This window comes from Alteromonas genovensis, assembly GCF_010500895.1.
Lineage (GTDB): Bacteria > Pseudomonadota > Gammaproteobacteria > Enterobacterales > Alteromonadaceae > Alteromonas > Alteromonas genovensis.
In genome coordinates this window covers 77,306-100,582 of record NZ_JAAAWO010000004.1, presented here as the reverse complement: position 1 = coordinate 100,582, position 23,277 = coordinate 77,306, and the positions used below count along the sequence as shown (strand labels likewise).

Genomic DNA, 23,277 nt, shown 5'->3' with positions numbered 1-23,277 from the left:
CTATGTGGGTGAGCACGAGAAGCCACCCATTTAGATTTTAAGGTAGCTGACCGTGAGTGATGAGAGAGAGAGCATTGCAAGTCAAAAGATAAGCGAGCTTGAAGCACGTGTTAACTCATTGGAGCGGCAGCTCAAACGCCAAAAGCTAGCGCGGCAAAGTGCTGAAGCATTTTTGGAAACCTACTCTCAAGATGCTTACTTAGCCAATCAAGCCCTCAGAAAATCCCTTCAGGCCTCCAAACAAAGAGAGCGAGAGTTACTTTATTTAAGTCGCTCGGCCTCTCAACTTGGCGCTAACAGCACCGTGGCTTCTTTTATTTTTTCTGCATTAGAGTCTGCCGTGGAGTTTTGTCAGGCAAGCTGTGGTAAAGCAATTATCATTAAAAACGGCAACATGGTCGTGGGTGATGATGACAAAGTGCTAACTTCAGATAATGGCTGGGTAGAAGCACCACAGCTCTCTACTCTTATTGTGGATGAATTACCGTTAACGCTCACAGAAAGTTACTCACATTGGTGCGTTAACGCGGTGGAGCGCCAAGATGTAGGGCGTGAGGCCCGTGTTATCCATCTTATGCACCAACTTTCAGATAACGAATACGCGTGGTTAGCCCTTCTCACTGCCGATGATACCCTAGAGGAAGAAACGCTCTATATCCTCGACACCACCAAACATTACTTAAACTTTGGTCTTCGCGATAAAGACAAATCTCACAAGTTGAGTCATCAAGAAGCGGCCATCTCCTCTATGGAACAAGATAGAAAACATTTAGAGGAGCGGTTGGTTAGCGCTGATAAAATGGCCATGTTAGGCCAACTTGCCGCAGGTATTGCTCACGAAATAAATAATCCTATAGGTTATGTAAGAAGTAATACGGCGGTAGCGAAAGAGATATTCAGTGATTACCAAAGCGCACTAGATCAAATAGGTGATTTATGTCGAGATGCGGGTGGTCACATAGCGGAAACCTTCCAAAAATTAGAAAAAGACTTTTCTCTTGAAGATAGCGCAAAAGACATTGCCGAAATGTTTGAGGAGTCTTCTGAAGGCATTGAGCGAATCATCGATATAGTTAAAGCGTTGCGAAGCTTCTCATATCCCAGTTCTGGAAAGCCGGCGGATATCAGCGCTACAGAAGCGATGCAAACCGCAATTAAGCTGACGAATAATCTGCATCGATATAAAAATACAGTGCATTTTAAAGCGCCTGAACACGATGCAACCTTCAAAGGTAATGCCGGGCAAATTCAGCAGGTGTTGGTCAACTTTCTAACGAATGCCATTTACGCCACCGCAGAAGGTAAGAGTATTACGCTGAGTATTGAGGTGGACGAACCTATAGTGCGCCTCATTGTAGAAGATGAGGGTGAGGGAATGCCCCCCGAAGTGCTCAATAAAGTCTTTACACCTTTCTACACCACAAAGCCGCCTGGAGATGGAACCGGGCTTGGTATGTCAATTTCACTCACGATTGTAGAAGAGCACGACGGAACGGTAGATATTTACAGTACTGAGGGTGTGGGTACCCGCGTTGTAGTCTCTATTCCTCTTTCTGACGCCAGCTAGTTTTTTCACCGAATTCCCTTCAAACCTGTACCGAACTCCTACTTAAACACATAACGCTATACTAAAGTTTCATTAAAACTAGACGTTAACTAATATTGTTCTAGTCTTAAGTATTAGGAAGCAGTGTCGCACCAGCATCACTGATGAGTTCTAATGGAGCCCTTGTTTAATGAGAAATAATCAGCCAGTTACTCAAAAAGAGTATAAGTTTCCTCCTCACTTCAGACTAATTTCGTCAACCGACAGACGAGGTGTTATTCAGCATTGTAATGATGAATTTGTTGAAGCTAGTGGATTTGAGCGAGATGAGTTAATTGGTAAAAACCACAACTTAATTCGCCACCCGGATATGCCACCCTCTGTGTTCAAAGAAATGTGGGCAACCCTTGAGTCTGGTCAATGCTGGCTAGGATTAGTCAAAAATAGACGCAAAGATGGTGATCACTATTGGGTGTCGGCATTTGTCACTCCAGTTTATGATAAATCGACTATTGTGGGCTACGAGTCAGTGAGAGTGCCTGCACTTGCAGAGGAAGTGCAGCGTGCTACTGACATGTATGAGCGAATTCGTGGGGGCAAATCTGCCACTTCAGTGTCTCATCAAATAGCCCATCGCCTTGGTCATGTTTGGCCCTCTCTACTGATTGGCCTTGTTGGGGTCGCAGCGGTGTGGTTTACATCTAATACAATAGCAGCAGCTATTTCACTTATTGCGTTGTTAGTGCTTATCAGTGCACAGGCCGCGAAAACGCGAAGTGAGTGGACAGAGTTTCTTACGTTAAGCCCTGAAAGTTATAGTAATGATATTGTGGCTCAGACGTATTTTGAAGATCCCCCTCATATTGCACAAGCAAAGCTGGTTCTTGGCTGTGAACTTGCAAGAACACGTACTGCACTTACTCGCATAAAAGATGCATCCGCTGGGCTTGAAACTGTGTCGCGAACCACTCACACACAGGCTGAAAACACCAGTGCAGCTGTGGTACAGCAGAATCAGGCTACTCAGCAAATAGCATCTGCGGTAACGCAAATGAGTCAGGCTATTCAGGAAGTTGCAGAGCGCGTAGAAAGCAATGCGAAGAGCGCTAGAACCGCGGCCATGAACGTGGACACGGGCAACAAAAAAGCCGAAGAGGCTATGCAGGCTATTGTGTCATTGCGAGGAGCGGTTGAATCAATCTCAGAAACCGTGACTGAGCTAGCGCAGTCAACGAGCGATATTGGCGAGGCCGCCAATATTATTTCCGCCATCGCAGAACAAACAAACCTACTAGCGCTTAACGCGGCAATAGAAGCAGCGAGAGCGGGTGAGCAAGGTAGAGGCTTCGCCGTGGTAGCCGATGAGGTAAGAACGCTTGCCTCACGTACTCGAGATTCTACCGATAGAATTCACAATATTATCACTGAATTGGCTGAGCGTTCAGACCGTGCGGTACGGGTATCTACCGATGGTTTAGCGTCGGCAGAGAGAGGCAGTTTGATAGTAGAAGAAACCCGCGGAGCCTTGTTTGAAATTAATAACGCGGTAAGCGGTATTGCAGACGCCACGGTGGAGATGTCATCAGCAGTTGAAGAGCAAAGTACGGTTGCTGAGCACATTAATCAACAGCTTGTCGATGTTGCAGACGGTGCTGAGGAAACCCAGCGTTCTTCAGAGGCTTCACTGGCCGCAAGCGATGACTTACGTGAAACGGTTAATCGCGTTCACGAACTTATTTTGCGCTTTAGCACCGGCAAGCGTGTGGGAGAGTAACAATAACTCGCATGTTATTGACTGTTTAATTCAGCGTGTAAGCCGCGTTTATACGCGGCATAGGCTGGAAAAAATGACACAATGTAAGTACTTGCTAATACAAGTATGACTATTGCTAGGCTGTTTGAAGACAGAAGAGTATCACTTAAAAATAAGCCAAACTCGGCGCTTAACCATGGCTTGAGTGCAGTGAGCAAGCCTGTTACCACTAGCAGACTGACACCGCACCCAGCTAACGCGATAAGCAACGCCTCTAGCTGTACCAATATAAGAAGAGCGGCTGGACTTGCGCCAATAGTGCGTAGTACCGCAATTTCTTGATAACGCTCTCGCATGGTAGCCAATAGCATGGTGGCCAGGCCAATAAGGGCTGACATCACGATAAGTGAAGACAACAGCAAAAGCAGGGCCTCCACATTTCCCATAATTTGCCATAGCTCAGCGAGTGCCATGCCCGGCAATATGGCGAGCACGGGTTCATTGTTTCGCTGATTGAGTTGATATTGCAATTGCAGAGCGGTTACACGATTTTTTAGCCCCAACATCACCGCAGACACTGATGAAACAGTATTGTTTTCAACGTCCATCTCACCCATGCGTTGGCGCTCAGTGTCCTCCTCGTGTGCATGAGGGCTATTATCACCCTCGTACCTCTTTTCTTTGTGACCAGCTTCTTCAGGCTCAGCTTTTTCATGGCTAATTTTGTCATGGTCATCTTTATCGTGAACAGCAGTTTCACCGTCAGTATGTGCGTGTGCCTGAGCGTGTAAGTTTGACGGGCGCTGGATGGATTGGGATGGCTTCACTATGCCAGACGGGCCAGCATGCTCATGGGCTTTTTCAAGGCCAATAAGCGTGACATACACCGCTTTATCAACAGGTGTACCTGTTTTCTCTAACACGCCGGTCACTGAAAAAGGAAAGCCGTCGTGCTGACGAAAGGACACATTTCCTAATCCATGAGATATAACAATACTATCGTCAACGCGGTAACCTAAAGACTCTGCAACGTCAGCGCCAATAACAGCTGAGCCCACGTGGGCAAATGGGCCCCCTTCAGCAAACACCAAAGGTTGTTTATCGCCATATTTGAAATGCTCAAAGTAAGCGTTAGTGGTACCGACGACGCGATTCCCACTGTGCGTATCGCCAAGCGATAAGGGAATAAGCCAAGATACACGGGGGTCGCTGTTAAGCGAACTTACGCGGTCCCAACTAATCCCTTTCGACGGTGTGGTTAAGTTAAAGACAGACGACAGCAATAAATTAAGCTGGCCGCTTGGCGCTCCTACAATCACATCAACGCCCGACACCGTGCGCGTGAAACTGCCTTTCACCTGGGAACGAATAATATCAACACTAAGCAGTAAACTCACACTAATCACAATGCTCACTAGCGTAAGAAGTGCAGTGTTCTTGCGGCGCTTTAAACTTTCTATCGCGATTGTGGTTAACATGGTGATGCGTCCCTAGAGGCATCAGACACACCAGCGACTTTTTGATGATTCGGGGTAAATTGATGCATACTCATATGCCTTGAGAAATACTTCTTTAAGTAAGGGTCGTGACTGACAAAAACCAACGCACTGTTTTTGGCGAGTTTTTTTAGCACGTCCATGAAGCTATCTCTCGCTTTGGCATCAAGGGCTGATGTGGGCTCATCGACAATTAAAATATCAGGCGTATTGATGAGTGCGCGGGCAATGGCAACGCGCTGCTGTTGACCCACGCTAAGGGTGTCTGCTTTCGCATTTAACAGTTGGTTTGAAAGCTGTAAGTCGTTGAGTAGTTTCAATATTCGCTCATCAAGGGCCTTGTCCTTTATATTTGCACCGGCAAAATAGAGAGCGGCCTTAACATTTTGTTTCACAGACAGGTATGGAATGAGATTAAACTGCTGAAACACAACGCCAATATTGTTAGCGCGAAATCGATCCCGCTGCTTATTAGAAAGTGCAGAAAAAGGCTGTTCTAAGAGAGATATTGTACCGCTGTCAGGTGTAAGGGTGCCGCTTAGTAAGTTTAAAAACGTGCTTTTGCCGCTTCCAGATGGGCCGGAAAGAAACACATGCTCTCCACGGTACAAATGCCACTGCTCTATTTCAATAAAAAGTCGGGCTCTTTCACTATGAGCAGCGTTATGGGAAAAGCTAACGTTATCTATAGCAATGGCAATGTTATAAGAACCGTTTGTCTTTGCGCTTTCTGTTGCACTAACGCCTGCTTTCACGCTAACTCCTAACTACTATCTCAATCTTTATTCTTCTATATTATCGAATAACGAAGTGACTTACATGTCTTGAATGTTCAGCCCGTTATGCTAATTCTGATGATTGAGATAGTAAGTCATAGAAAGCGAGCCCTAGCTTTTGGGCAGCTTAATATAAAGGCAGGAGCAAGCACCGTAAAAAGCACGGGTGCTAACGGCTGTTTGTTAGCCGTTAGCTTTGAGCTTTACCACTTCTGCGCTTTCGTCTTCCAGTACGCTTTGGGCAGACGAGCCCTTAAATATTTTACTGATCTTGTCTTTGTTTTTAGACAGCAAGATTGAGAGTTCTTCTAACGCGCTGTCATCAAGACCAATACCCTTTGCTTGGATATATTGCGCTAAGTTATCTGCTGCATCGAGCATCTTGTCGTACTGATCAGCTTCCTTTTTGTCGGTAGTTACCAATTTTTCTACCCCTTTGTGCGTAACAACATACTGTGTGGTAATGGCCATGGTAGGTCCCCTTCTTTTTAAGTTCTCAAAAACTGTACAGCATTTTACTGTATAAATAAACAGTCTTGAGGTTAATTTTTCTTCGCTCCGTACTTTTTAATATTAGCTTTTTAGAATGTACGTTGTGTAGAGCACTCGGGACGTCAGAGCCAATTCATAAACATAAATAACACCTTTTATTTTGTAGGGTTCAGTGTCACCATATAAATGGGGACAATGCTTATTCCATGGCGATGCTGCTTTTTCTTCAATGCCCTTTCAAGAAGCAAATTGTGAGTAAAAAACAGATTGAGAATAAAGAATAGATTGAGAAACGGAATACTCAAACATGGAGAAAGCTGCCGGTGAGCATAAAAGCCCCAACTGATATTAGCGTTATACAAACGATTGATGTTATTCCACACATTATGGAAATGCTTGCAGATTTAACGGGCTTGCGATTTATTTGTGTAGCCAGGGTAACAAAGCAAGAGTGGACTATGTGTTCTGTGCTCGACCGTATCGAGTTCAACCTGAACCCAGGTGACAAACTTGATATACAAACTACCTTCTGTAATTCGGTAAGAATTTCTCAGCAGCCCGTTATTATTGAACATGCGTCCGAAGACGACGAGTTTAAGCATAGCCCCATTCCAGAAATGTATGGCTTTGAAAGCTACTTCTCATACCCTATATACGATGTGGATGGTAATTTTTTCGGCACCATTTGTGGGTTAGATCCTCAACCTGCAACGCTAAAAATCGGCCGTATTACCAATCAGATTTCCTCTTTTGCTGCCCTTATTTCTCGTCAAATAAAAATGAATGAGGTGTTTGAGGATACCAAAGCAGCACTTTTTGACGAGCAGTCAGCAGCAAAGCTGCGCGAGCAATACATTGCTATTTTAGGGCACGATATCAGAACGCCTCTATCATCACTAAAAATGGGGATCGACTTTTTATCTGATATTACCCAGGACGATACGGCCAAAAACGTGCTAACACGTATGGATAACAGTGCAAGTAGGATGTCTAGGCTCATATCAGACGTTATGGATTTCACCCATGGTAAAATGGGCAGTGAGATCCCCCTTAACATGCAGCATGTTGACAACCTCAATAGCGTCTTGCTTCATGCGGTATCAGAATTAACGCTACTGCATAAAGAATGTAATATTCATTGCAATATCAATTTAGAGGGTAAGGTGCATTGCGACCCTGAAAGAATTAGCCAAGTACTGTCTAACCTTTTAATAAACGCCATTGTGCATGGCGATGATAGCCGGCCGATTCAGGTGAATGGAAATATTGTTGAGAATAGCTTAGTTATCCGTGTATCCAATCACGGAGACGCCATCTCAGCCGATGCGATGTCACGGCTATTTCAGCCGTTTTGGCGACAGCAAAATCATCGAGATACAGGTGGCCTAGGGCTTGGGCTTTTTATCGCATCGCAAATTTCCAGCGCCCACAACGGAACGTTAACCGTAGAATCCGATGCCTCGAAAACAGAATTCTCGCTGAAAATTCCTATCTAAGCCGTCCCCTAATAACGGTAAATTGTCCACCCTCCCCAGAGCTGTTCAATATGGCAGTGATTAATGCTTGTGCAATTTTAACGGTATGCGTATAATGCGCGCCCTTACAGCCATCCCAATTCGTTCCTTGTCTCCATACAGTTGGCTGTACTGTCGAGGCTACAACCGTAAGGAGCTATAATGCGTCATTACGAAATCGTATTTATGGTTCACCCTGATCAGAGTGAACAAGTACCTGGTATGATCGAGCGTTATACTACTATTCTTAAGCAAGACGGTGGTCAGATTCATCGTTTAGAAGATTGGGGCCGCCGTCAATTGGCTTACCCAATCGAAAAGCTACACAAAGCACACTACGTACTAATCAATGCTGAAGCATCTGCTGACGCCGTTGACGAATTGGAAAATGCTTTCCGTTTCAATGACGTGATCTTGCGTAACATGGTAATGCGCACTAAAAACGCTGTTACTGAGCCTTCTCCAATGATGAAAGAAGAGCCTCGTCGTGAGCGTCGTGAAGATTCTGCACCTCGCACAGAGCGCGCAGAAAAGAAAACTGAAACCACTGAAGACAACGCTTAAGGAGATCACCCATGGCTCGTTTTTTCAGACGTCGTAAGTTCTGCCGTTTTACAGCAGAAGGTGTGACCGAAATAGATTACAAAGATATCGCTACTCTTAAGAACTACATCACTGAGAGCGGTAAAATTGTCCCTAGTCGTATTACTGGTACTAGCGCAAAATATCAGCGTCAGCTGTCATCTGCGATCAAGCGCGCACGTTTTCTTGCGTTGCTTCCGTACACTGATTCACACAAGTAATTTGGCGAACTTAAGGGGTAGCTTAGATGAACATCATCCTACTAGATAAAATCGCCAATCTTGGCGGCTTGGGCGACCAAGTGACTGTAAAGTCTGGTTATGCTCGTAACTTCCTTTTCCCACAGGGTAAAGCGGTTCCTGCAACTAAAGACAACGTTGAGAAGTTCGAAGCACGTCGTGCCGATCTTGAAGCGAAAATTGCTGAGCAGCTAGCTGCTGCAAACGCAAACGCTGAAAAAATCAACGAGTTGGCTGAAGTTACAATTGCTGCACCTGCTGGTGAAGAAGGCAAGTTGTTTGGCTCTGTTGGTACACGTGACATCGCTGATGCAATTACTGCAGCTGGCGTTGAAGTACAAAAAGCACAGGTTAAACTACCTACCGGTACACTTCGTGAAACTGGTGAGTACGACATCGACGTACAGATTCACTCTGATGTAACCACTTCAATTAAAGTGATCATCATTGCTGAAGCGTAAGCGTTCATGTAATTAGAAAAACCGCTCTTATGAGCGGTTTTTTTATGCCTAAAAATCACAAAATAATTATCTATGCAGACTGGTATTACTTACGTTTTTATACTTGTGCTAGGTAGGGTATAAATACAATACTATCAGTGTATTAATTCTCTTTGGGGTCGCTATGCAGCTCGCTATTACGTTCGCTATGAAGTTCGTCATTTTATCTTTCGTATTGCTTTTTTGTGGATGCGCCGCAAAAAACCACGTTGAGACTAACGCTCCTTCAGAGTCGGTGATAAAGCGAGATAGCACGGGTGGATTTGAAGGGCGATTCAGCAACCTTTACGCTAACTTTCCAAGCTACCCAATTACGTGTACTACAAATTGCTATGCGCCTACTGACAAAATAAAGTGTGAAGGCGATATGGAAGACTGTGTCTATCGCGGTGACAATCCGTCACTGGCTATCGATAGCGGTTTTACCGTTCGTTGGTTAGGACATGCTAGTTTTGTGGTGACAACTAAAGAGGGACAGCAGTTTCTGTTTGACCCCGTATTTGAACAATTTGACTGGCCGGTGAATTGGGCATTTAAATTAGCAGATGGCTTTTTCCGCAACCCTGCCTCAGCGCTATCATCACAAGAAATAGAGCAAATTGACGCCGTCATGTATTCCCACATTCACTACGATCATTTTAATAAATCGGATATCAAGCACATTGGTAATATGCCCTCTTATCTAGTACCACTAGGGTTTGGTGAGCATTTTCCTAGTGGCGGCTATAACATCACCGAAATGGCTTGGTATGCAAAAAAAGCACTCGGCGATACCACCATACACTTTGTTCCTGCCCATCATTTCAGCAGTCGTATAATGGTGCCCTTCTTGTATGAAGACAATGACAAAGCGCTATGGGGTGGTTGGGTGCTAGAACGCAACGGTAAAACCTTGTTCTTTGCCGGCGACACTGGGTACTCGGCCCACTTTAAAGATATCGGAAATCGATTTGGTCGTATCGACGTTTGCCTACTTCCTATCGCCTCGTACTTCAGTGAGTCGTCTCCTAAATGGTATCGCAATGTGCACACCACGCCAGAAGATACGCTTGTGGCTGCAAAGGAATTGAACTGTGGCGTGGTTATTCCGTGGGGTTATGGCAATGCGAGTTGGCAAATGGGCGATAAAACCTCCCACTCGGCACTGTTTAGATTAATAGAAATGGACAAGCAGTTAAATAACACCATTCCGCTATATATTCTCAACGAGGGAGAAAAGGTGACCTTTTAAGGCCACCTAGTGCTTAACGTTTGCTAATTTTTTCACATTTCAATCGCCATTCATCATCAAGAACGGAGAGTGAAGACAGTGCTGTTGCTAGCGCTTTATCTGTTTTAGTGTGTGTACACTGCATGAGTTCATGCACACTAACGGTGTTGCCCTGGCGTTCAATCAAACGCACCTTATCGCCGGGATAGATAACACCGGTTTTCAACACTCGGTAATACCAACCTGTGATGCCTCTTTCACCCACAAATCTGTCTAAATTTGATATACCAAATCGTTGAGATATTTTGCTGCAAGGCGCTCTTGGAGCGCTCACCTGTAATTGAACCTCACCAAATTGCCATATATCGCCAATGAAAACCGTTGCGTCGTCCATACCCTCAACACTCAGGTTTTCACCTATGCTGCCGGGTACAAACTCTCCCTCTGGGAAATGTTTTCGAAGGGTAAGGTAGTTAGTGGGGTTATATTGGTGCAGCACTTTTTCAGGGCCACCGTGAAGGCGCTTGTTTGCCTGTAAATCTTCATCAGTTTTATCGGTATGCACAGTGAGTTGAGACACCGGTTCTTTCACAATACTGCTGGGTGCCCCTCGCGGCCCTAAAGGGCTTGGTTGACCTGCAAACAGTGCATTGACTTTAAATTCTGACATACCAACTCCGCATTTTTGTAAAAACTTTTTTTTTCTTTAAACCTTTCTACTATAGGCTACGACTAAGGTTATAACACTAACAGGTGCCACACTGACATTTTCTATTACAGTGTACACAAAAAAGAGAGCGTCATGGAGCAAGGCCACCAACGCACTTGTTGCGACAGAGCGGTTTTTACCGCTAAATCACAAAGCGAGATAATCGCTGACGTAAAAGCGGGCAGTAAATACGCTTTTAAGACGCTATACGAGCAGCATATAGGCCGCGTCTATGCACTGTGTTACCGCTTAACTGGCGACAAAGGCTTGGCCGAAGATGCGTCGCAAGAGGTGTTTATCCAGCTATGGAGAAAGATTGCCAACTACGATGGCAGTAGTCAATTTTCTACTTGGCTACACAGCGTGACGGCAAATGTCACTATCTCCTATATGCGTAAGCAGCGCAGTTGGTTTCAGCGCATGCTAAATATAGAAACCAGCGGCATTACAGAGCCTGTAGCGCCTCAAGAAACAGATGATAACGATTTAGACATGCATATTGCCAGAACGAGCCCGACTCGTGTTCGTGCTTTATGCAGTAGAAGGCTATCGACACGAAGAGATAGCCAGCATGCTCAATATGGCGGTGGGCTCGAGCAAAGCACAGCTGCATCGAGCCAGAGGGCTTTTAAAACATGCAATGGGGTATACCGATGAGTAATGCGGATAAACAGCTGTTACAGCGCCTTAGCGAATTGAAAAAAGAACGGCAACCCGAACGCGATCTTTGGCGTGGTATTGAACTGGGGTTAACCCGTCAAGATGACAGGGCAGTAGATAGTACTGTAATCAATGAGCATGGCGAAAGTCAGGCAGTGTTCGCCTCGAAAGGCGTTTGGGCAGTGGCTGCCGCGTTTGCTGTTGTGTGCTCCATGCTGTGGTTTTTAACGCCTATTGGTAATCCATCAGCATCACAACCTGCTGATATGTTGGTTAACGCGCCGGGCTCAACACATAACGATGGTTCAGTGAATAACTACGAACTCGTTGAAGCGCAAAGCTTACAGCAGCGTCAATACATAGCGGGGTTACTCGCAAGTTATGAAACTACGCCAGCGCTAACAAAAGACTGGCAGCAGCAATTAAATGAATTAGATACGGCAGCAGATGCCATCAAAGCAGCATTAAAAGAGGATCCTGATAATTCAGCGTTAATCAAAATGCTACACCATGTTTATCAACAACAAATTGCCTTAGTTGAGCGAGTGCACGCGCCAAAATGGCAGCAAATTTAATAAGAGGTAATCTAATGAACGCAAGACTGAACAACATACTAACACCTAAGGCGATACCAGCACTTAGAGTGATAACAGTTCCAAAGGCGATAGCAGCATTTAGCACCGTGATAGCACTCGCGCTTTCACCTACCGCGCTTGCAGGTGAAAAAATTGATAAAACCATTGAGACTTCATCATCACCAAAACTCGATATTGAACACGTAAACGGCAGTGCCGAGATCAAAGTGTGGGACAAGTCACAAGTTCGCGTGGTCGGGGAGCTCGGCGATCGAACAGAAGAGTTTGTCTTTGAAAAGCGCGGCGATGTGGTTGTTATTCATGTTGAGGTAAAGCGCAAGTCGAAGCAGTGGTATGGTAATAATAACGATGGCGATGAGCTTACCATTTATGCGCCTATTGACAGTGACCTTCACTATACCGCAGTAAACGCTGATGTCATTGCTACAGGGATTCAAAATGCTGTAGACATTGAAGTCGTCAATGGAGACGTAACCATTGAGAATTCGGGTTCACACATTGAAGTAGAGTCGGTAAACGGTGATATTGAGTTGTTAAATGTAGTGGGCGACCTCGATGTGGAAACCGTTAATGGTGATATAGAGGTAACGCATACAGGCAGTAATGAAATTTCATTTACTTCGGTTAATGGAGACCTAGACGTTAACACAACAAGTCCAGAGGTTGCGGTTGAAACGGTCAATGGTCGTATTGAGCTTACATTAGCAGCAATAGATAGATTAGAGATTGATACGGTTAACGGAAAGACGACGGCTAGTATGTCGTTAAACGATAACGGACAGGTAAAAGCAAACTCCGTTGGTGGTGCTGTGTCTCTTGCCTTCCAGCAAGGTGTTTCAGCGCAGTTTGATATTGAGGCCCATGCTGGCGGCAACATCAAGAATAACATTAGCGACGATGAAGTGAAGAAACCGAAATACGGTCCAAGTCGTTGGCTTCGCTTCATTCAAAACGGTGGCTCTGCAAACGTTGACATTTCTACAGTGCACGGGCGAATTGAAATAGACGAAAAGTGAATAAGCTAGTGCATTTCTAATTTGTTTACTAGGTTGAATAATCAGATTTAGTCCGCATTTATTAATCATGATGTGGTTCGCTAAAAATCGATAGATAGAAAGCTGCTCATACAAAGGCAGCTTTTTTTGATACAAATTCAGAGATAAACCGTACAGATTCTCTCTTCGCTCCCCCAGCTTCCCTTGAACTCGACGTCAAAGCGTAAAGGTTGTGTTAGATCAACACGTACTAAGTCGCAGCAGTTATGATGAGAGCGAGTGTGAAAGCGAAGTTGATAGCAGTGATAGGTTGCAGGAAGCCACAATAGATTTAGAAATAATGGAGATAGCAGTGAAGATTATTGGACATGTTAAACGCTTTTGGAAATTTCATAGCCTTATTATAGGCGCGTTTGGCATTTGCGCATTAACGTTAGGTTGCGCTATCCACGAACCGTCCTTTTATGAGGGAACGTGGGTGATAACAGATACTTATCAAGATGAAAAAAGTAGCCAAAATACGAGTAAGAGTCGCGTACTTGGAAGCTCCTTCACCTACTCGGCCACGTCCGCTCAGCTAGACCAATTTGCCTGTGAAGTGCCTGAATACCACACTCAACGGTTAAGTTCAGATGACTTTTATTCACAATATAAGGTAGACCCGCAGCGTATTGGTTTTTCACGTGACGACGTCACTAAGATTGAACTAACCTGTGCATCTGATGTAGCAACGTTAGGCAGAACATTGCTCATTCAGCAAAGCGATAACGCAGTTATACCCTCTAATGGAACGTTTTTTCGCCTAGAAAAAGCAACGATTTAAAAGCGGTACTCCATAATGAGTTGCTCCTTCTGTGCGAAAGAAGCGACTCCTCTTGAAATGTTTTCGGGCTATGTGCATTAAAACGCAGAGAGCTTATAACGTATTGGGGTACCCAACGTTGTCATTATTGCCTTAAAAATATCTGCGTGAATATTGTCCTGTTGCAGAGAATGCGGTGTAAGTTTATTGAGAGACGCGTGGTAAAAGCGCATAATAGTCCACTGTTTTTGTTTCATTACAATAGGTTTCATACGTGGCTTCTCCCCCCCAAGGCGATAAGAATATAGAAAAATTGAAGGTTCCCCCTCACAGTATAGAGGCGGAGCAGTCTGTTTTAGGCAGTATGCTTATCGATCCTGAGAGTTGGGATAAAGTAGCGGAACTCGTCACAGAGACAGATTTCTACAATCGTTCGCATCAAATTATATTTAAAGCCATAACTCGTCTTTTAAATAACAGTAATCCCATCGATCTCATTACCGTATCTGAAGAGCTAGAAAAGCACGATGAACTTGAAGATGCCGGTGGGTTTGCTTATCTCGGCGAGCTGGCGAAAAACACTCCGAGTTCCGCTAATGTGGCCTCTTATGCTCAAATTATTAGTGAGCGGGCGATAACCAGAGAGCTTATAGGCGTTGCGCACGAGATTGCAGAGATTGGCTATAATCCAGAGGGCCGAGATAGCGCCGATATTCTCGATTTAGCAGAAAGCCGAGTGTTTGAAATTGCCGAACGAAGAACCGGAGAAAATGAAGGTCCTCGCAATGTTGAGTCTGTTCTAGGCAAAACCATTGACCGACTTGAGGAGCTGGTTAAGACGAATAAAGAGGTAACCGGTGTTACAACAGGGTTTACCGACTTAGACAAAAAAACCAGTGGTCTGCAGCCTTCCGATCTTATTATTGTTGCAGCTAGACCATCAATGGGTAAAACCACGTTCGCGATGAACTTGGTCGAAAATGCCATGATGGCAGAAGAAAAGCCGGTTCTCGTATTCAGTCTTGAGATGCCCTCTGAACAAATTATGATGCGTATGCTTGCATCATTAAGTCGTGTTGACCAAACAAAAATTAGAACCGCGCAGCTAGATGATGAAGATTGGGCGAGAATTTCAAATACGATGGCGATGTTAAAAGACAAAGACCGCCTTTTTGTTGATGATTCTTCAGGCCTAACGCCTATGGACGTGCGCAGTAGAGCAAGAAAGCTTGCTAGAGAGCGCGGCGGTATCAGCCTAATCATGATTGATTACCTTCAGCTTATGCGGGTTCCCTCACTAAGTGAAAATCGTACTCTTGAGATTGCGGAGATATCACGCTCATTAAAAGCATTAGCAAAAGAGCTGGAGGTGCCGGTAGTGGCCCTATCTCAGCTTAACCGTACCCTAGAGCAGCGAGCCGATAAGCGACCGGTTAACTCGGACTTACGTGAATCAGGCTCTATCGAGCAGGATGCCGACTTAATTATGTTTATCTATCGTGATGAGGTGTATCACGAAAACAGTGAAGATAAAGGTATCGCAGAAATCATTATTGGTAAGCAGCGTAACGGGCCTATTGGTACCTCTCGACTTACTTTCCAAGGCCAGTTCTCGCGATTCGACAATTACGCAGGCCCCGCCATGGCCGATGATTATTAGCGCTGCTAAAGAGTAGGGCATACTACCGCTTTTGCTTAAAACGACTAGCGCTCACAAGGACGAGCGCTTGCGACAAGCTCTTGTGAAGATTAGGCCTATGGCGACTAAAGCAGACTTAGTCAGGCTAATGTGTTTTTTCGTAAAAAAGGCGTAACACAGCGAAGACAATAGACTTAAAAGCTGATGAAAAGCTAATTCGCGGCGCTCTGTAAATTAATTAAAGCGTTAGTTAGAGCTTCCGTTGACACAATAGTAAAAAAGATAGACACAAAAAAGGCGCCCTTAAGCGCCTTTTTGCGTTAGCTGGTTAAGAATTACTTCTCTTCAGCTACTTTAACAGTGTCTTTAACTGTCACTGATATGCGACGGTTTACACGGTGTGCTTCAGCATTACTTGCTGAATCTAGTAATTGTGTTTCACCGTAACCTACTGTTTCTAGGCGAGTAGAATCGATGCCATACATATCAACCATTACGTCTTTAAAGTTAGCGGCACGACGCTCAGATAAGTCCATGTTGTAAGACTCAGTACCTGGCGCAGAAGTGTGACCTTCGATTACCGCTGTAGTAGAAGGATACTGCTTCATGAAACCAGCAAATTCAGAAATTTCTGGATCTTTAGGCATTTTAACAACAGCACTTTCACTGTCGAAAAGAACGCGTAGTGTAATTTCTACAGTCTCTTCGTCAAAAACAGTACAACCTTTCGCATCAACTTTTACGCCAGCTTCTGTATCTGGGCACATGTCTTTGCTATCTACAACGCCATCGTTGTCTGCATCTTTAATTGCACAACCCTTTGCATCTACTTGCGTACCTGCTGGTGTGTTTGGACACTGATCAACGCTGTTCATTACGCCGTCGTTATCATTGTCTACAGAACAACCTGTTGCATCAACGCGAACGCCGGCTGGTGTCATAGGGCACTGGTCTTTACCGTTTACAACGCCGTCGTTGTCGCTGTCCATTGGCGCTGCAGGCGTGCTTTTACCAAATGGTACTGCAATACCTACCTTAACGCTGTAGTCGTTATAGTCTTCGCCAAAATCGTGGTAAGCGGCAATTTCTGTGATAAGTCTTACAGACTCATGTATATTCCAGTGCTTACCAATACCGATGTTACCTTGAGTAGTCGATACACCTACTGATTGGCGCTTAACACCAGCAAATAGGAAGTAGGCGTCATCAGGCATGAAGTACATAGCGTCAACGCCAACCATCTCACCGTCTGCGTCATTTGCAGGGATGCCGGCTGCATTATCTAGTTCTAAATCAGTGAGCTCTACGCGCGCTGCCCAGCTTTGTGTGAAACGGAAGCCGTATTCTAATGAAAGGCCTTGACCTTTATCGTACGTTCCGCCTTCAGTGAGTGACAAAGGGCGAGATTCGTCGGCATTGTAGTACATGCCTGAAAGACCAATCCAGTGCTTGTACTCTGGTTCTGAAGATTCTTGTGCAAACGCATTTGTTGAAGCCATTACAGCAAGAGATAGCGCTGCTAATTTTAAGTTGTGTTTCATAGTCACATCCTGTTTAACGTTGAGTGATTATCAAATTGATAATTATAGTTGTGCTTGCGAGCTTAGTTTTGAACTAGTTTCCTAGAACAAAGCACAAAGCATGCCATTTATTATGCGGGCTAAGCTGCTGTCCCTTGTAGTGTGGCAATAATAGTGCGTCTTCCACCGCTGTCGCGGTGCTCGCCGAGCATGATACCTTGCCACGTGCCAAGTGCAAGTTTTCCTTGCTGTACGGGCACAGTTATTTCGCATCCTAATAGGCTAGATTTAATGTGGGCCGGCATATCATCGCTTCCCTCATAGGTATGCCTAAAATAAGGGGAGTCTTCTCTTACGCTGTGGTTAAGATAATCTTCCATATCTTGACGAACCGTAGGGTCGGCATTTTCGTTTACCGTGAGGCTGGCGCTTGTGTGCTGTAACCACAAATGTAACAAGCCAACCTCAACAATATGCAGTGAAGGAATGGCTTCTACAATTTTTTCAGTGATGAGGTGGAAGCCTCGTGGGTAGGAAGACAGTGTAATTTTTTCAGACTGCCAAACATTATTTGTCAAAGCAGATTTCCAAATGAGCAAGTCCTTCATCACACATAAACGGCAGAATAATTTTCGCACCGTCTACTTGGTGACTTATTGTGTGCTGATGACCAGACACTACAATAGGTGTTGCCATACCAAATTCGTAACCTCGTTCGGCAAGGTCCCGCTTGGCATTTCCGCAAATCATGTTAGTGACTTCACCGACCATATCGGCCACTTCAGCGTCAAGCTTCTCAGGTCGCTCTCCCACCATGCGCTCCATGATGGTAAGTGCTAGCGCTTCATCAAACGTAATCGACATAGAGCCCCTTACGTTTGGACCCACCATACCGATAAGTCCTGACACATCACCTTTAGCCACGTCGCTTTGTTTTTTCTTTGGTTTGCCCGGTGTAAGTTTGGTCTGCGCCATTGTTTCCATTACGTTGAGTAAACCGCCGATAAACGGATTTACAAATTCAGCATTCATGTACTTGCTCCTTACGTGTGGAATCTTCCGTTTTCTGACATTCTGCGCAAAGTCCATGTGCTTCAATAGTCTGCTTAGAGACGCGAAAGCCGTGTGCTTCAGCCTGACTGTCAAGCGTATCCTTAAGACCTTCGGATTGAATCTCTGCCACATCGCCACAGCTATCGCAGATTAAAAACTGAACTGGGTGATTACACCCAAAGTGATAACAGGCTACAAATGCGTTGGTAGATTCTAGTCGATGAATAAAACCAAAATCGAGTAAAAAATCTAATGCCCGATAAACGGTGGCTGGCTTGGCGCTAGACTCGGTTTCTTTTAGCGAATCAAGTAGCTCATAAGCACCCATAGGTCCGTGTTTGGCAAGCAGTATTTCGTACACTTTCTCTCGCAATGGCGTAAACCTTGCCCCGCGCTGTTCGCAGTAGGCACGCGCTTTGTGAATGAGTGTCATATTATTCATGTATCGCTACCATTAGCTCGGCCATTACAGTAACTACCTATACACTATATAGATACCACCTAGGCCATTAATTAGGCTATTAAAAAGTCTTCTTTTAACAATATTATAGAGCACTTTAGTTAAGCATTTCTTTTTCGTGCTTTTTTCAAAATTAGCGCATTGTTTCTTCAATAGCGGTACTTCAATGCTAAACCTTTCATACTTTCAGTTCTGATACTGACGTAACTACTATTCTTTCAATAAACTCACACAGAGAAAAAGCGTACCTGTCAGTCTCAACGTTGCTGCCGTAAGTGCATTAGCACGCGTCACTGTTATTTAAAAACAGCTACTTAAAAATAACTATTTTAAAAAACAGTTATACAAAAATAGGTACAACTTTTGCGAAACCCCATAGTCAGGGATCGCACGGCGCGAAAATAAATCTATCGTACCTGAGATTTTGCTCTGTTTATTCCAACCGATGAGACGCAAAACCGGAATGCAAAGACTGAACTGTCACACTATTTTTTACAACACGTTGCTCGCAGTATAACACTGTGCTTTTACGACACAAATGCCAAGGCTATTTTATCCATGATTATCCAAAATAATGTGAATCATTAAGTCGTACAGTAAGCGTACTTTCGTTTATGCTATGCGAAGAATGTCAGCGTTTTTCATAAAATGAGCAGCAAAGGCCCAAAGCTTTGTGATTATGATGAGCAAGAAAAATTAGAAGGCACTTAATCTATGATGATTAATTTATCTGGTACTGAAATCAGTAAGCGCAGAGCAATATGGGTAATCTTTAGCCGTGGAAAAATTGTGGTGCGAGAGAACGATCCTATATTGCCGGAGGCGCACTTTGAGGAGCTTTCGTTTCTCGCATCGTATCAAGAAGACGTGCATGAATTGCCCCCTCTTAATGATGCTGCGGTAACCGAATCGCCCATATACGTGGTTGACGTTGGCTCAGAACACATTGAAAGCCCTGGCTGGGAACGGGTTTCACTGCGCCAGCTTCTATTTACACAGCAAAATATAGCGTTTTCTGTGCTAGGTCGAGCTTGGCAATATATCCATTTTTTACGAACCCACAAGTTTTGCGGGCAGTGTGGCGCTGAAATGGAGCGTGTAAACTGGGAGATGGCAATGCAATGCCATCGCTGTAAACATCGCACCTATCCCCGCGTATCTCCCTGCATCATCGTTGCCATTCACAATAAAGAAAAGCTGTTATTGGCCAAAGGGGTCAGACACAAAGAAGCAAATATGTACTCTACGCTAGCTGGGTTTGTGGAAAGCGGCGAGAGCCTTGAAGAAGCCGTTCACAGAGAAGTTTTCGAAGAAGTTGGGGTAAAAGTAAAAAATCTACGCTACTTCAACAGTCAGCCGTGGCCATTCCCTCATTCATTAATGGTTGGATTTATCGCCGAATACGACGGTGGCGATATCGTGTGCCAAGAAAATGAAATAGACGATGCTCAATGGTTTGACGTGGATGCGCTACCCAATATACCGCCTAAGGTCTCAATTGCTGGACAGCTTATTGCGGAAACGTTGTCGTTAATAAGCGACAAATAAAAAACCCTGCCGGAGCAGGGTTCTAGGTTTTTTTAGCACGGTCCTCTGAGAGGCTTCTTTTTGTTAGCGTGTATAGTAATAGCAAAGGTATTTTAAAAGCGCAAGTAAATTTGTGCATTGGGGTTGTCGCTATTTACACACACTACTCATCGCTCTGTGGGGCACATACATCGAAAGCATGTGTTTGAATTAAGGTTTTTCACACACTTAAGGGGAATTACTGGTATAATTTCGCCGCTTAATTTTAATCTCAAATCAGGTGAGTTATATGTCGCAAAATATTCCAAATGTCGATAAGCCAGCGTTAAAGAACGACCGTTATTTACGGGCGTTGGAGAAAAAGCCGGTTGATGTAACACCCGTATGGATGATGCGACAAGCAGGTCGATACTTACCAGAATACAAAGCAACACGTGCTGTGGCGGGTGACTTTATGTCACTGTGCAAAAATGCAGAGCTTGCTTGCGAAGTAACGTTGCAGCCCCTGCGAAGATTTCCTCTCGATGCAGCAATCTTATTCTCAGACATCCTAACCATTCCAGATGCCATGGGATTAGAGCTGTATTTTGAAGCAGGGGAAGGCCCGCGTTTTAAAAAGCCTATCACCTGTAAAGCCGACGTAGATAAAATTGGTATTCCCGATCCTGAAGGCGAGCTGCAGTATGTGATGAACGCAGTGCGCACTATTCGCAGAGAGTTAAAGGGCGATGTTCCCTTAATTGGCTTTTCTGGCAGCCCGTGGACGCTAGCGACTTATATGATTGAAGGTGGCTCAAGTAAGGCGTTTACAAAAATTAAGAAAATGGCGTTTGCAGAGCCTGCAATACTGCACACCTTACTGGAAAAATTAGCTGATTCAGTCACCTCGTATCTCAATGCGCAAATTGCTGCTGGTGCCCAGTCAGTCATGATTTTTGATACCTGGGGCGGTGTTTTATCGCCACGCGATTACAAAGAGTTCTCGCTACAATACATGGAACGCATCGTGAGTGGGTTGACGCGAGAAAACGAAGGTCGAAAAGTCCCTGTTACCTTGTTTACCAAAAATGGCGGTATGTGGTTAGAGTCTATCGCAGCAACTGGCTGTGATGCAGTTGGCCTAGACTGGACTATCGATATCAAAGAAGCCCGCGCCCGTATTGGCGATAAAGTCGCTCTGCAGGGGAATATGGACCCTTCAATGCTTTATGCGCCGGCTCAGCGAATTGAAGAAGAAGTGGGCACCATCTTAAAAGGATACGGAGAAGGCTCTGGTCATGTGTTCAATTTAGGCCACGGTATTCACTTAGACGTGCCGCCTGAAAATGCAGGGGTTTTCGTTGACTCTGTGCACAAGTTAAGCAAGCAGTACCATAAATAATCTGAGTCCTGTTTAAATAAATCAGCAGGCTGGGTCAACATGCCCTAATCATTAGCAGGTGAAAAAGGATAAACGATGAAAACCTGGCTGTTAGTGCTGCTTGTCGCTTTTTCTGTTATTGCTGGTTTTAAGGTGGTTTCTTATCAACAGAAACTAGACCACTCAAAAGTAGAACACGAACGCCTAAGCGATGTCTTAGCGCGTTCTCGTTCTACACAAACCAGCGAACTAAAAATTATAAAGCCTATCAATAAAGTGAAAGAAGAAAGAGAGACTGCTGATGTGTCGGCGGCTCATAAAGATTTGCTTCACTTTTTTGATACATCGCCGTACGAGCAACTATTCTCCCTTGATAATATCGCCTGTACTCAAGTCGCTTGCGAGATTGTGGGTGTATTTATTGGCACGGCAGATGAACTCAACGATGCAGTAAAGAGTCTTCCCAATCCTTCATGGTGGAGCTTTGGGGTACTGGAGTCATCAGACGAGGCTTTACAAACCGAAGTGGTAAAATTTACTGCTACTTTTATGCCTCATAAACAACAGCAGACAGATAAAACCGTTTCCCAAGAACAAACAACCTCGGTTAAAAACCCGTTAACCAAAAGCGCTTGAGAACGCGGTTAAGTGGGCTTACCTTGATAACATGCCCGAGCGAATAATCTTTAGCTAGGCGTCTCGCACAAGTCCTTTTTCGATGACTCTGATCAGCCTTTGTTGCTTGCGCTGTTCGCTTTTTTGGTGATGTTCTTTTGCAGTTTGTTGAGTCATAGCCCAATCGATATGCCTATCAACTTGCTCGCTTACCATTCCTCTTTGTGCCTTTAATAGCGCTATATTATCTTCACTAAAATCAGCATTACCGATAGCAACAGCGATGTTACGCTGCCATTTTTCGTAACCAATGCGGCGAATAGGTGAGCCCAGTGTGTTGGCTAAAAAGGTTTCCTCACTCCAAGAAAATAAGGTTAAGAGGGATTGTCCGTGCAGTACTTGTCTTGGATGAAAATCTTCTTCAGTTGTAACATCGGCATAGCGGTTCCAAGGGCAAACAAGCTGGCAGTCATCACAACCATAAATACGGTTGCCCATTAGGGGTCTAAGTTCCTCGGGAATATCTTCGCCTGACTCAATAGTAAGATAGGAAATGCACCGTCTCGCATCCACTTTGTATGGGGCTACAATGGCATTGGTTGGGCAAATAGTCATACAGGCTGTACAGCTTCCACAGCCTTCTTCAATAGGAGAGTCGGTAGGTAACGGCAAGTTGATAAAAAGCTCGCCTAGAAAGAACCAAGAGCCGGCCTCTTTATTAAGCGTTAAACTGTGTTTTCCGGTCCAGCCTAGTCCAGCTTTTTCAGCAATGGCATGCTCTAGCACAGGGGCAGAGTCTACAAAAGGCCGATATTCAGTATCACGATATTCGATAGCACTTAACGCAGCAGTAATTTTTTCACCCAGTTGCTTAAGTCGCTTGCGGAGCACTTTATGATAGTCTCGCCCAAGCGCATAGCGACTGATGTAGCCAATATCTGAGGTTTTAAGGTGTTTGGCAAAAGATGCGTCGGGTGGCAGGTAATTCATTCGCACGCTGATTACTCTTAGCGTACCGGGTACCAATTCGTCTGGCCGAGCCCGTTTCATGCCATGAGCTTTCATGAAGTGCATGTCACCGTGGTAGTCGTTGTCTAGCCAAGCTTGTAAATGGGCTTCGTGCTGATGTAGATCAATATCGCTGATACCAACCTGTTGAAAGCCTAGCGCAGCTCCCCAAGCCTTGATATTGTGGGTTAACTCAACGAGATCAATAGAATTAATTGCGGACAT

General features: G+C 44.7%; 24 protein-coding genes and 1 pseudogene. 15 read left to right on the top strand and 10 right to left on the bottom strand.

Translation table 11 applies throughout. The annotated features are described in order from the left end of the window. Positions 1–52: 52 nt before the first annotated feature. Both GTQ48_RS17890 and GTQ48_RS07055 read left to right on the top strand, forming a co-directional pair. Positions 53–1,567 carry an ATP-binding protein gene (locus tag GTQ48_RS17890; protein WP_163105854.1) on the top strand — a complete coding sequence of 505 codons (1,515 nt, stop codon included), beginning with the start codon at positions 53–55 and terminating at the stop codon, positions 1,565–1,567. 169 nt (positions 1,568–1,736) lie between these two features. Then, positions 1,737–3,320 carry a methyl-accepting chemotaxis protein gene (locus tag GTQ48_RS07055; protein WP_163105852.1) on the top strand — a complete coding sequence of 528 codons (1,584 nt, stop codon included), beginning with the start codon at positions 1,737–1,739 and terminating at the stop codon, positions 3,318–3,320. A 14-nt stretch (positions 3,321–3,334) separates the two neighbouring features. Here GTQ48_RS07055 and GTQ48_RS07050 read toward each other — a convergent pair whose 3' ends face one another. From GTQ48_RS07050 to GTQ48_RS07040, 3 genes are all read right to left on the bottom strand, one after another. Continuing rightward, the gene (locus tag GTQ48_RS07050; RefSeq protein ID WP_163105850.1) at positions 3,335–4,777 is read right to left on the bottom strand and encodes an FtsX-like permease family protein; all 1,443 of its coding nucleotides are present in this window, start codon (positions 4,775–4,777) and stop codon (positions 3,335–3,337) included. Further along, on the bottom strand, positions 4,771–5,550 hold the full coding sequence (locus tag GTQ48_RS07045; protein ID WP_163105848.1) for an ATP-binding cassette domain-containing protein: 780 nt from the start codon (positions 5,548–5,550) through the stop codon (positions 4,771–4,773). The genes GTQ48_RS07050 and GTQ48_RS07045 overlap by 7 nt, the downstream gene beginning before the upstream one ends. A gap of 204 nt (positions 5,551–5,754) precedes the next feature. After that, the gene (locus tag GTQ48_RS07040) at positions 5,755–6,042 is read right to left on the bottom strand and encodes a YebG family protein (protein ID WP_163105846.1); all 288 of its coding nucleotides are present in this window, start codon (positions 6,040–6,042) and stop codon (positions 5,755–5,757) included. A 344-nt stretch (positions 6,043–6,386) separates the two neighbouring features. Here GTQ48_RS07040 and GTQ48_RS07035 point away from each other — a divergent pair, with 344 nt between their 5' ends. The 5 genes from GTQ48_RS07035 to GTQ48_RS07015 all read left to right on the top strand — a co-directional run bounded on the left by GTQ48_RS07035 (position 6,387) and on the right by GTQ48_RS07015 (position 10,129). Beyond that, a complete protein-coding gene (locus GTQ48_RS07035) occupies positions 6,387–7,559 on the top strand; it encodes a GAF domain-containing sensor histidine kinase (RefSeq protein WP_338023295.1) in 1,173 nt (390 codons plus the stop codon). 180 nt (positions 7,560–7,739) lie between these two features. Then, positions 7,740–8,141 carry a 30S ribosomal protein S6 gene (rpsF, locus tag GTQ48_RS07030; RefSeq protein WP_032097692.1) on the top strand — a complete coding sequence of 134 codons (402 nt, stop codon included), beginning with the start codon at positions 7,740–7,742 and terminating at the stop codon, positions 8,139–8,141. An 11-nt stretch (positions 8,142–8,152) separates the two neighbouring features. Continuing rightward, complete coding sequence (gene rpsR, locus GTQ48_RS07025) at positions 8,153–8,380, top strand: 30S ribosomal protein S18 (RefSeq protein ID WP_012519954.1); 228 nt, start codon at positions 8,153–8,155, stop codon at positions 8,378–8,380. A 26-nt stretch (positions 8,381–8,406) separates the two neighbouring features. Further along, the gene (gene rplI / locus GTQ48_RS07020; RefSeq protein ID WP_163105844.1) at positions 8,407–8,859 is read left to right on the top strand and encodes a 50S ribosomal protein L9; all 453 of its coding nucleotides are present in this window, start codon (positions 8,407–8,409) and stop codon (positions 8,857–8,859) included. Between the two features lie 187 nt (positions 8,860–9,046). Next, positions 9,047–10,129, top strand: a complete 1,083-nt coding sequence (locus GTQ48_RS07015) for an MBL fold metallo-hydrolase (protein WP_163106155.1) — start codon at positions 9,047–9,049, stop codon at positions 10,127–10,129. Positions 10,130–10,142: 13 nt separating this feature from the next. Here the strand turns inward: GTQ48_RS07015 and GTQ48_RS07010 are convergent, their stop codons facing one another. After that, a complete protein-coding gene (locus GTQ48_RS07010; protein ID WP_163105843.1) occupies positions 10,143–10,778 on the bottom strand; it encodes an MOSC domain-containing protein in 636 nt (211 codons plus the stop codon). A 132-nt stretch (positions 10,779–10,910) separates the two neighbouring features. Between GTQ48_RS07010 and GTQ48_RS07005 the strand changes: the two are divergent. From GTQ48_RS07005 to GTQ48_RS06990, 4 genes and pseudogenes are all read left to right on the top strand, one after another. Beyond that, positions 10,911–11,478: pseudogene (locus GTQ48_RS07005) on the top strand (RNA polymerase sigma factor). Beyond that, on the top strand, positions 11,471–12,052 hold the full coding sequence (locus GTQ48_RS07000) for a hypothetical protein (protein ID WP_163105841.1): 582 nt from the start codon (positions 11,471–11,473) through the stop codon (positions 12,050–12,052). Before GTQ48_RS07005 ends, GTQ48_RS07000 begins: the two are co-directional and overlap by 8 nt. 14 nt (positions 12,053–12,066) lie before the next feature. After that, a complete protein-coding gene (locus GTQ48_RS06995) occupies positions 12,067–13,089 on the top strand; it encodes a DUF4097 family beta strand repeat-containing protein (RefSeq protein ID WP_163105839.1) in 1,023 nt (340 codons plus the stop codon). Between the two features lie 211 nt (positions 13,090–13,300). After that, positions 13,301–13,891 (top strand): hypothetical protein, encoded by a 591-nt coding sequence (locus tag GTQ48_RS06990; protein ID WP_287009867.1) that lies wholly within the window; start codon positions 13,301–13,303, stop codon positions 13,889–13,891. 77 nt (positions 13,892–13,968) lie between these two features. Here the strand turns inward: GTQ48_RS06990 and GTQ48_RS06985 are convergent, their stop codons facing one another. Next, positions 13,969–14,142, bottom strand: a complete 174-nt coding sequence (locus GTQ48_RS06985) for a hypothetical protein (RefSeq protein WP_163105838.1) — start codon at positions 14,140–14,142, stop codon at positions 13,969–13,971. Between the two features lie 2 nt (positions 14,143–14,144). Between GTQ48_RS06985 and dnaB the strand changes: the two genes are divergently transcribed. Further along, positions 14,145–15,530, top strand: coding sequence for a replicative DNA helicase (dnaB, locus tag GTQ48_RS06980; RefSeq protein ID WP_163105836.1), 1,386 nt, complete (start codon positions 14,145–14,147; stop codon positions 15,528–15,530). A gap of 314 nt (positions 15,531–15,844) precedes the next feature. Here the strand turns inward: dnaB and GTQ48_RS06975 are convergent, their stop codons facing one another. The 4 genes from GTQ48_RS06975 to GTQ48_RS06960 form a co-directional block, all read right to left on the bottom strand. Next, positions 15,845–17,050, bottom strand: a complete 1,206-nt coding sequence (locus GTQ48_RS06975; RefSeq protein WP_163105834.1) for an OmpA family protein — start codon at positions 17,048–17,050, stop codon at positions 15,845–15,847. A 119-nt stretch (positions 17,051–17,169) separates the two neighbouring features. After that, entirely contained in the window at positions 17,170–17,607 is a 438-nt protein-coding gene (locus GTQ48_RS06970) for a secondary thiamine-phosphate synthase enzyme YjbQ (RefSeq protein ID WP_239060033.1), read from the bottom strand. Continuing rightward, positions 17,597–18,061 (bottom strand): chemotaxis protein CheX, encoded by a 465-nt coding sequence (locus GTQ48_RS06965; RefSeq protein WP_032097700.1) that lies wholly within the window; start codon positions 18,059–18,061, stop codon positions 17,597–17,599. The genes GTQ48_RS06970 and GTQ48_RS06965 overlap by 11 nt, the downstream gene beginning before the upstream one ends. Further along, positions 18,051–18,524 (bottom strand): transcriptional repressor, encoded by a 474-nt coding sequence (locus tag GTQ48_RS06960; RefSeq protein ID WP_163105833.1) that lies wholly within the window; start codon positions 18,522–18,524, stop codon positions 18,051–18,053. The genes GTQ48_RS06965 and GTQ48_RS06960 overlap by 11 nt, the downstream gene beginning before the upstream one ends. A 732-nt stretch (positions 18,525–19,256) precedes the next feature. Here GTQ48_RS06960 and nudC point away from each other — a divergent pair. From nudC to GTQ48_RS06945, 3 genes are all read left to right on the top strand, one after another. After that, complete coding sequence (gene nudC, locus GTQ48_RS06955) at positions 19,257–20,090, top strand: NAD(+) diphosphatase (protein WP_163105831.1); 834 nt, start codon at positions 19,257–19,259, stop codon at positions 20,088–20,090. Positions 20,091–20,358: 268 nt separating this feature from the next. Next, positions 20,359–21,450: a uroporphyrinogen decarboxylase gene (hemE, locus tag GTQ48_RS06950; protein ID WP_052010364.1), complete on the top strand. Its 1,092-nt coding sequence runs from the start codon at positions 20,359–20,361 to the stop codon at positions 21,448–21,450. A 75-nt stretch (positions 21,451–21,525) separates the two neighbouring features. Further along, positions 21,526–22,065, top strand: a complete 540-nt coding sequence (locus GTQ48_RS06945; RefSeq protein WP_163105830.1) for a hypothetical protein — start codon at positions 21,526–21,528, stop codon at positions 22,063–22,065. Between the two features lie 54 nt (positions 22,066–22,119). Here the strand turns inward: GTQ48_RS06945 and queG are convergent, their stop codons facing one another. After that, positions 22,120–23,277, bottom strand: a complete 1,158-nt coding sequence (gene queG, locus GTQ48_RS06940; RefSeq protein WP_163105829.1) for a tRNA epoxyqueuosine(34) reductase QueG — start codon at positions 23,275–23,277, stop codon at positions 22,120–22,122.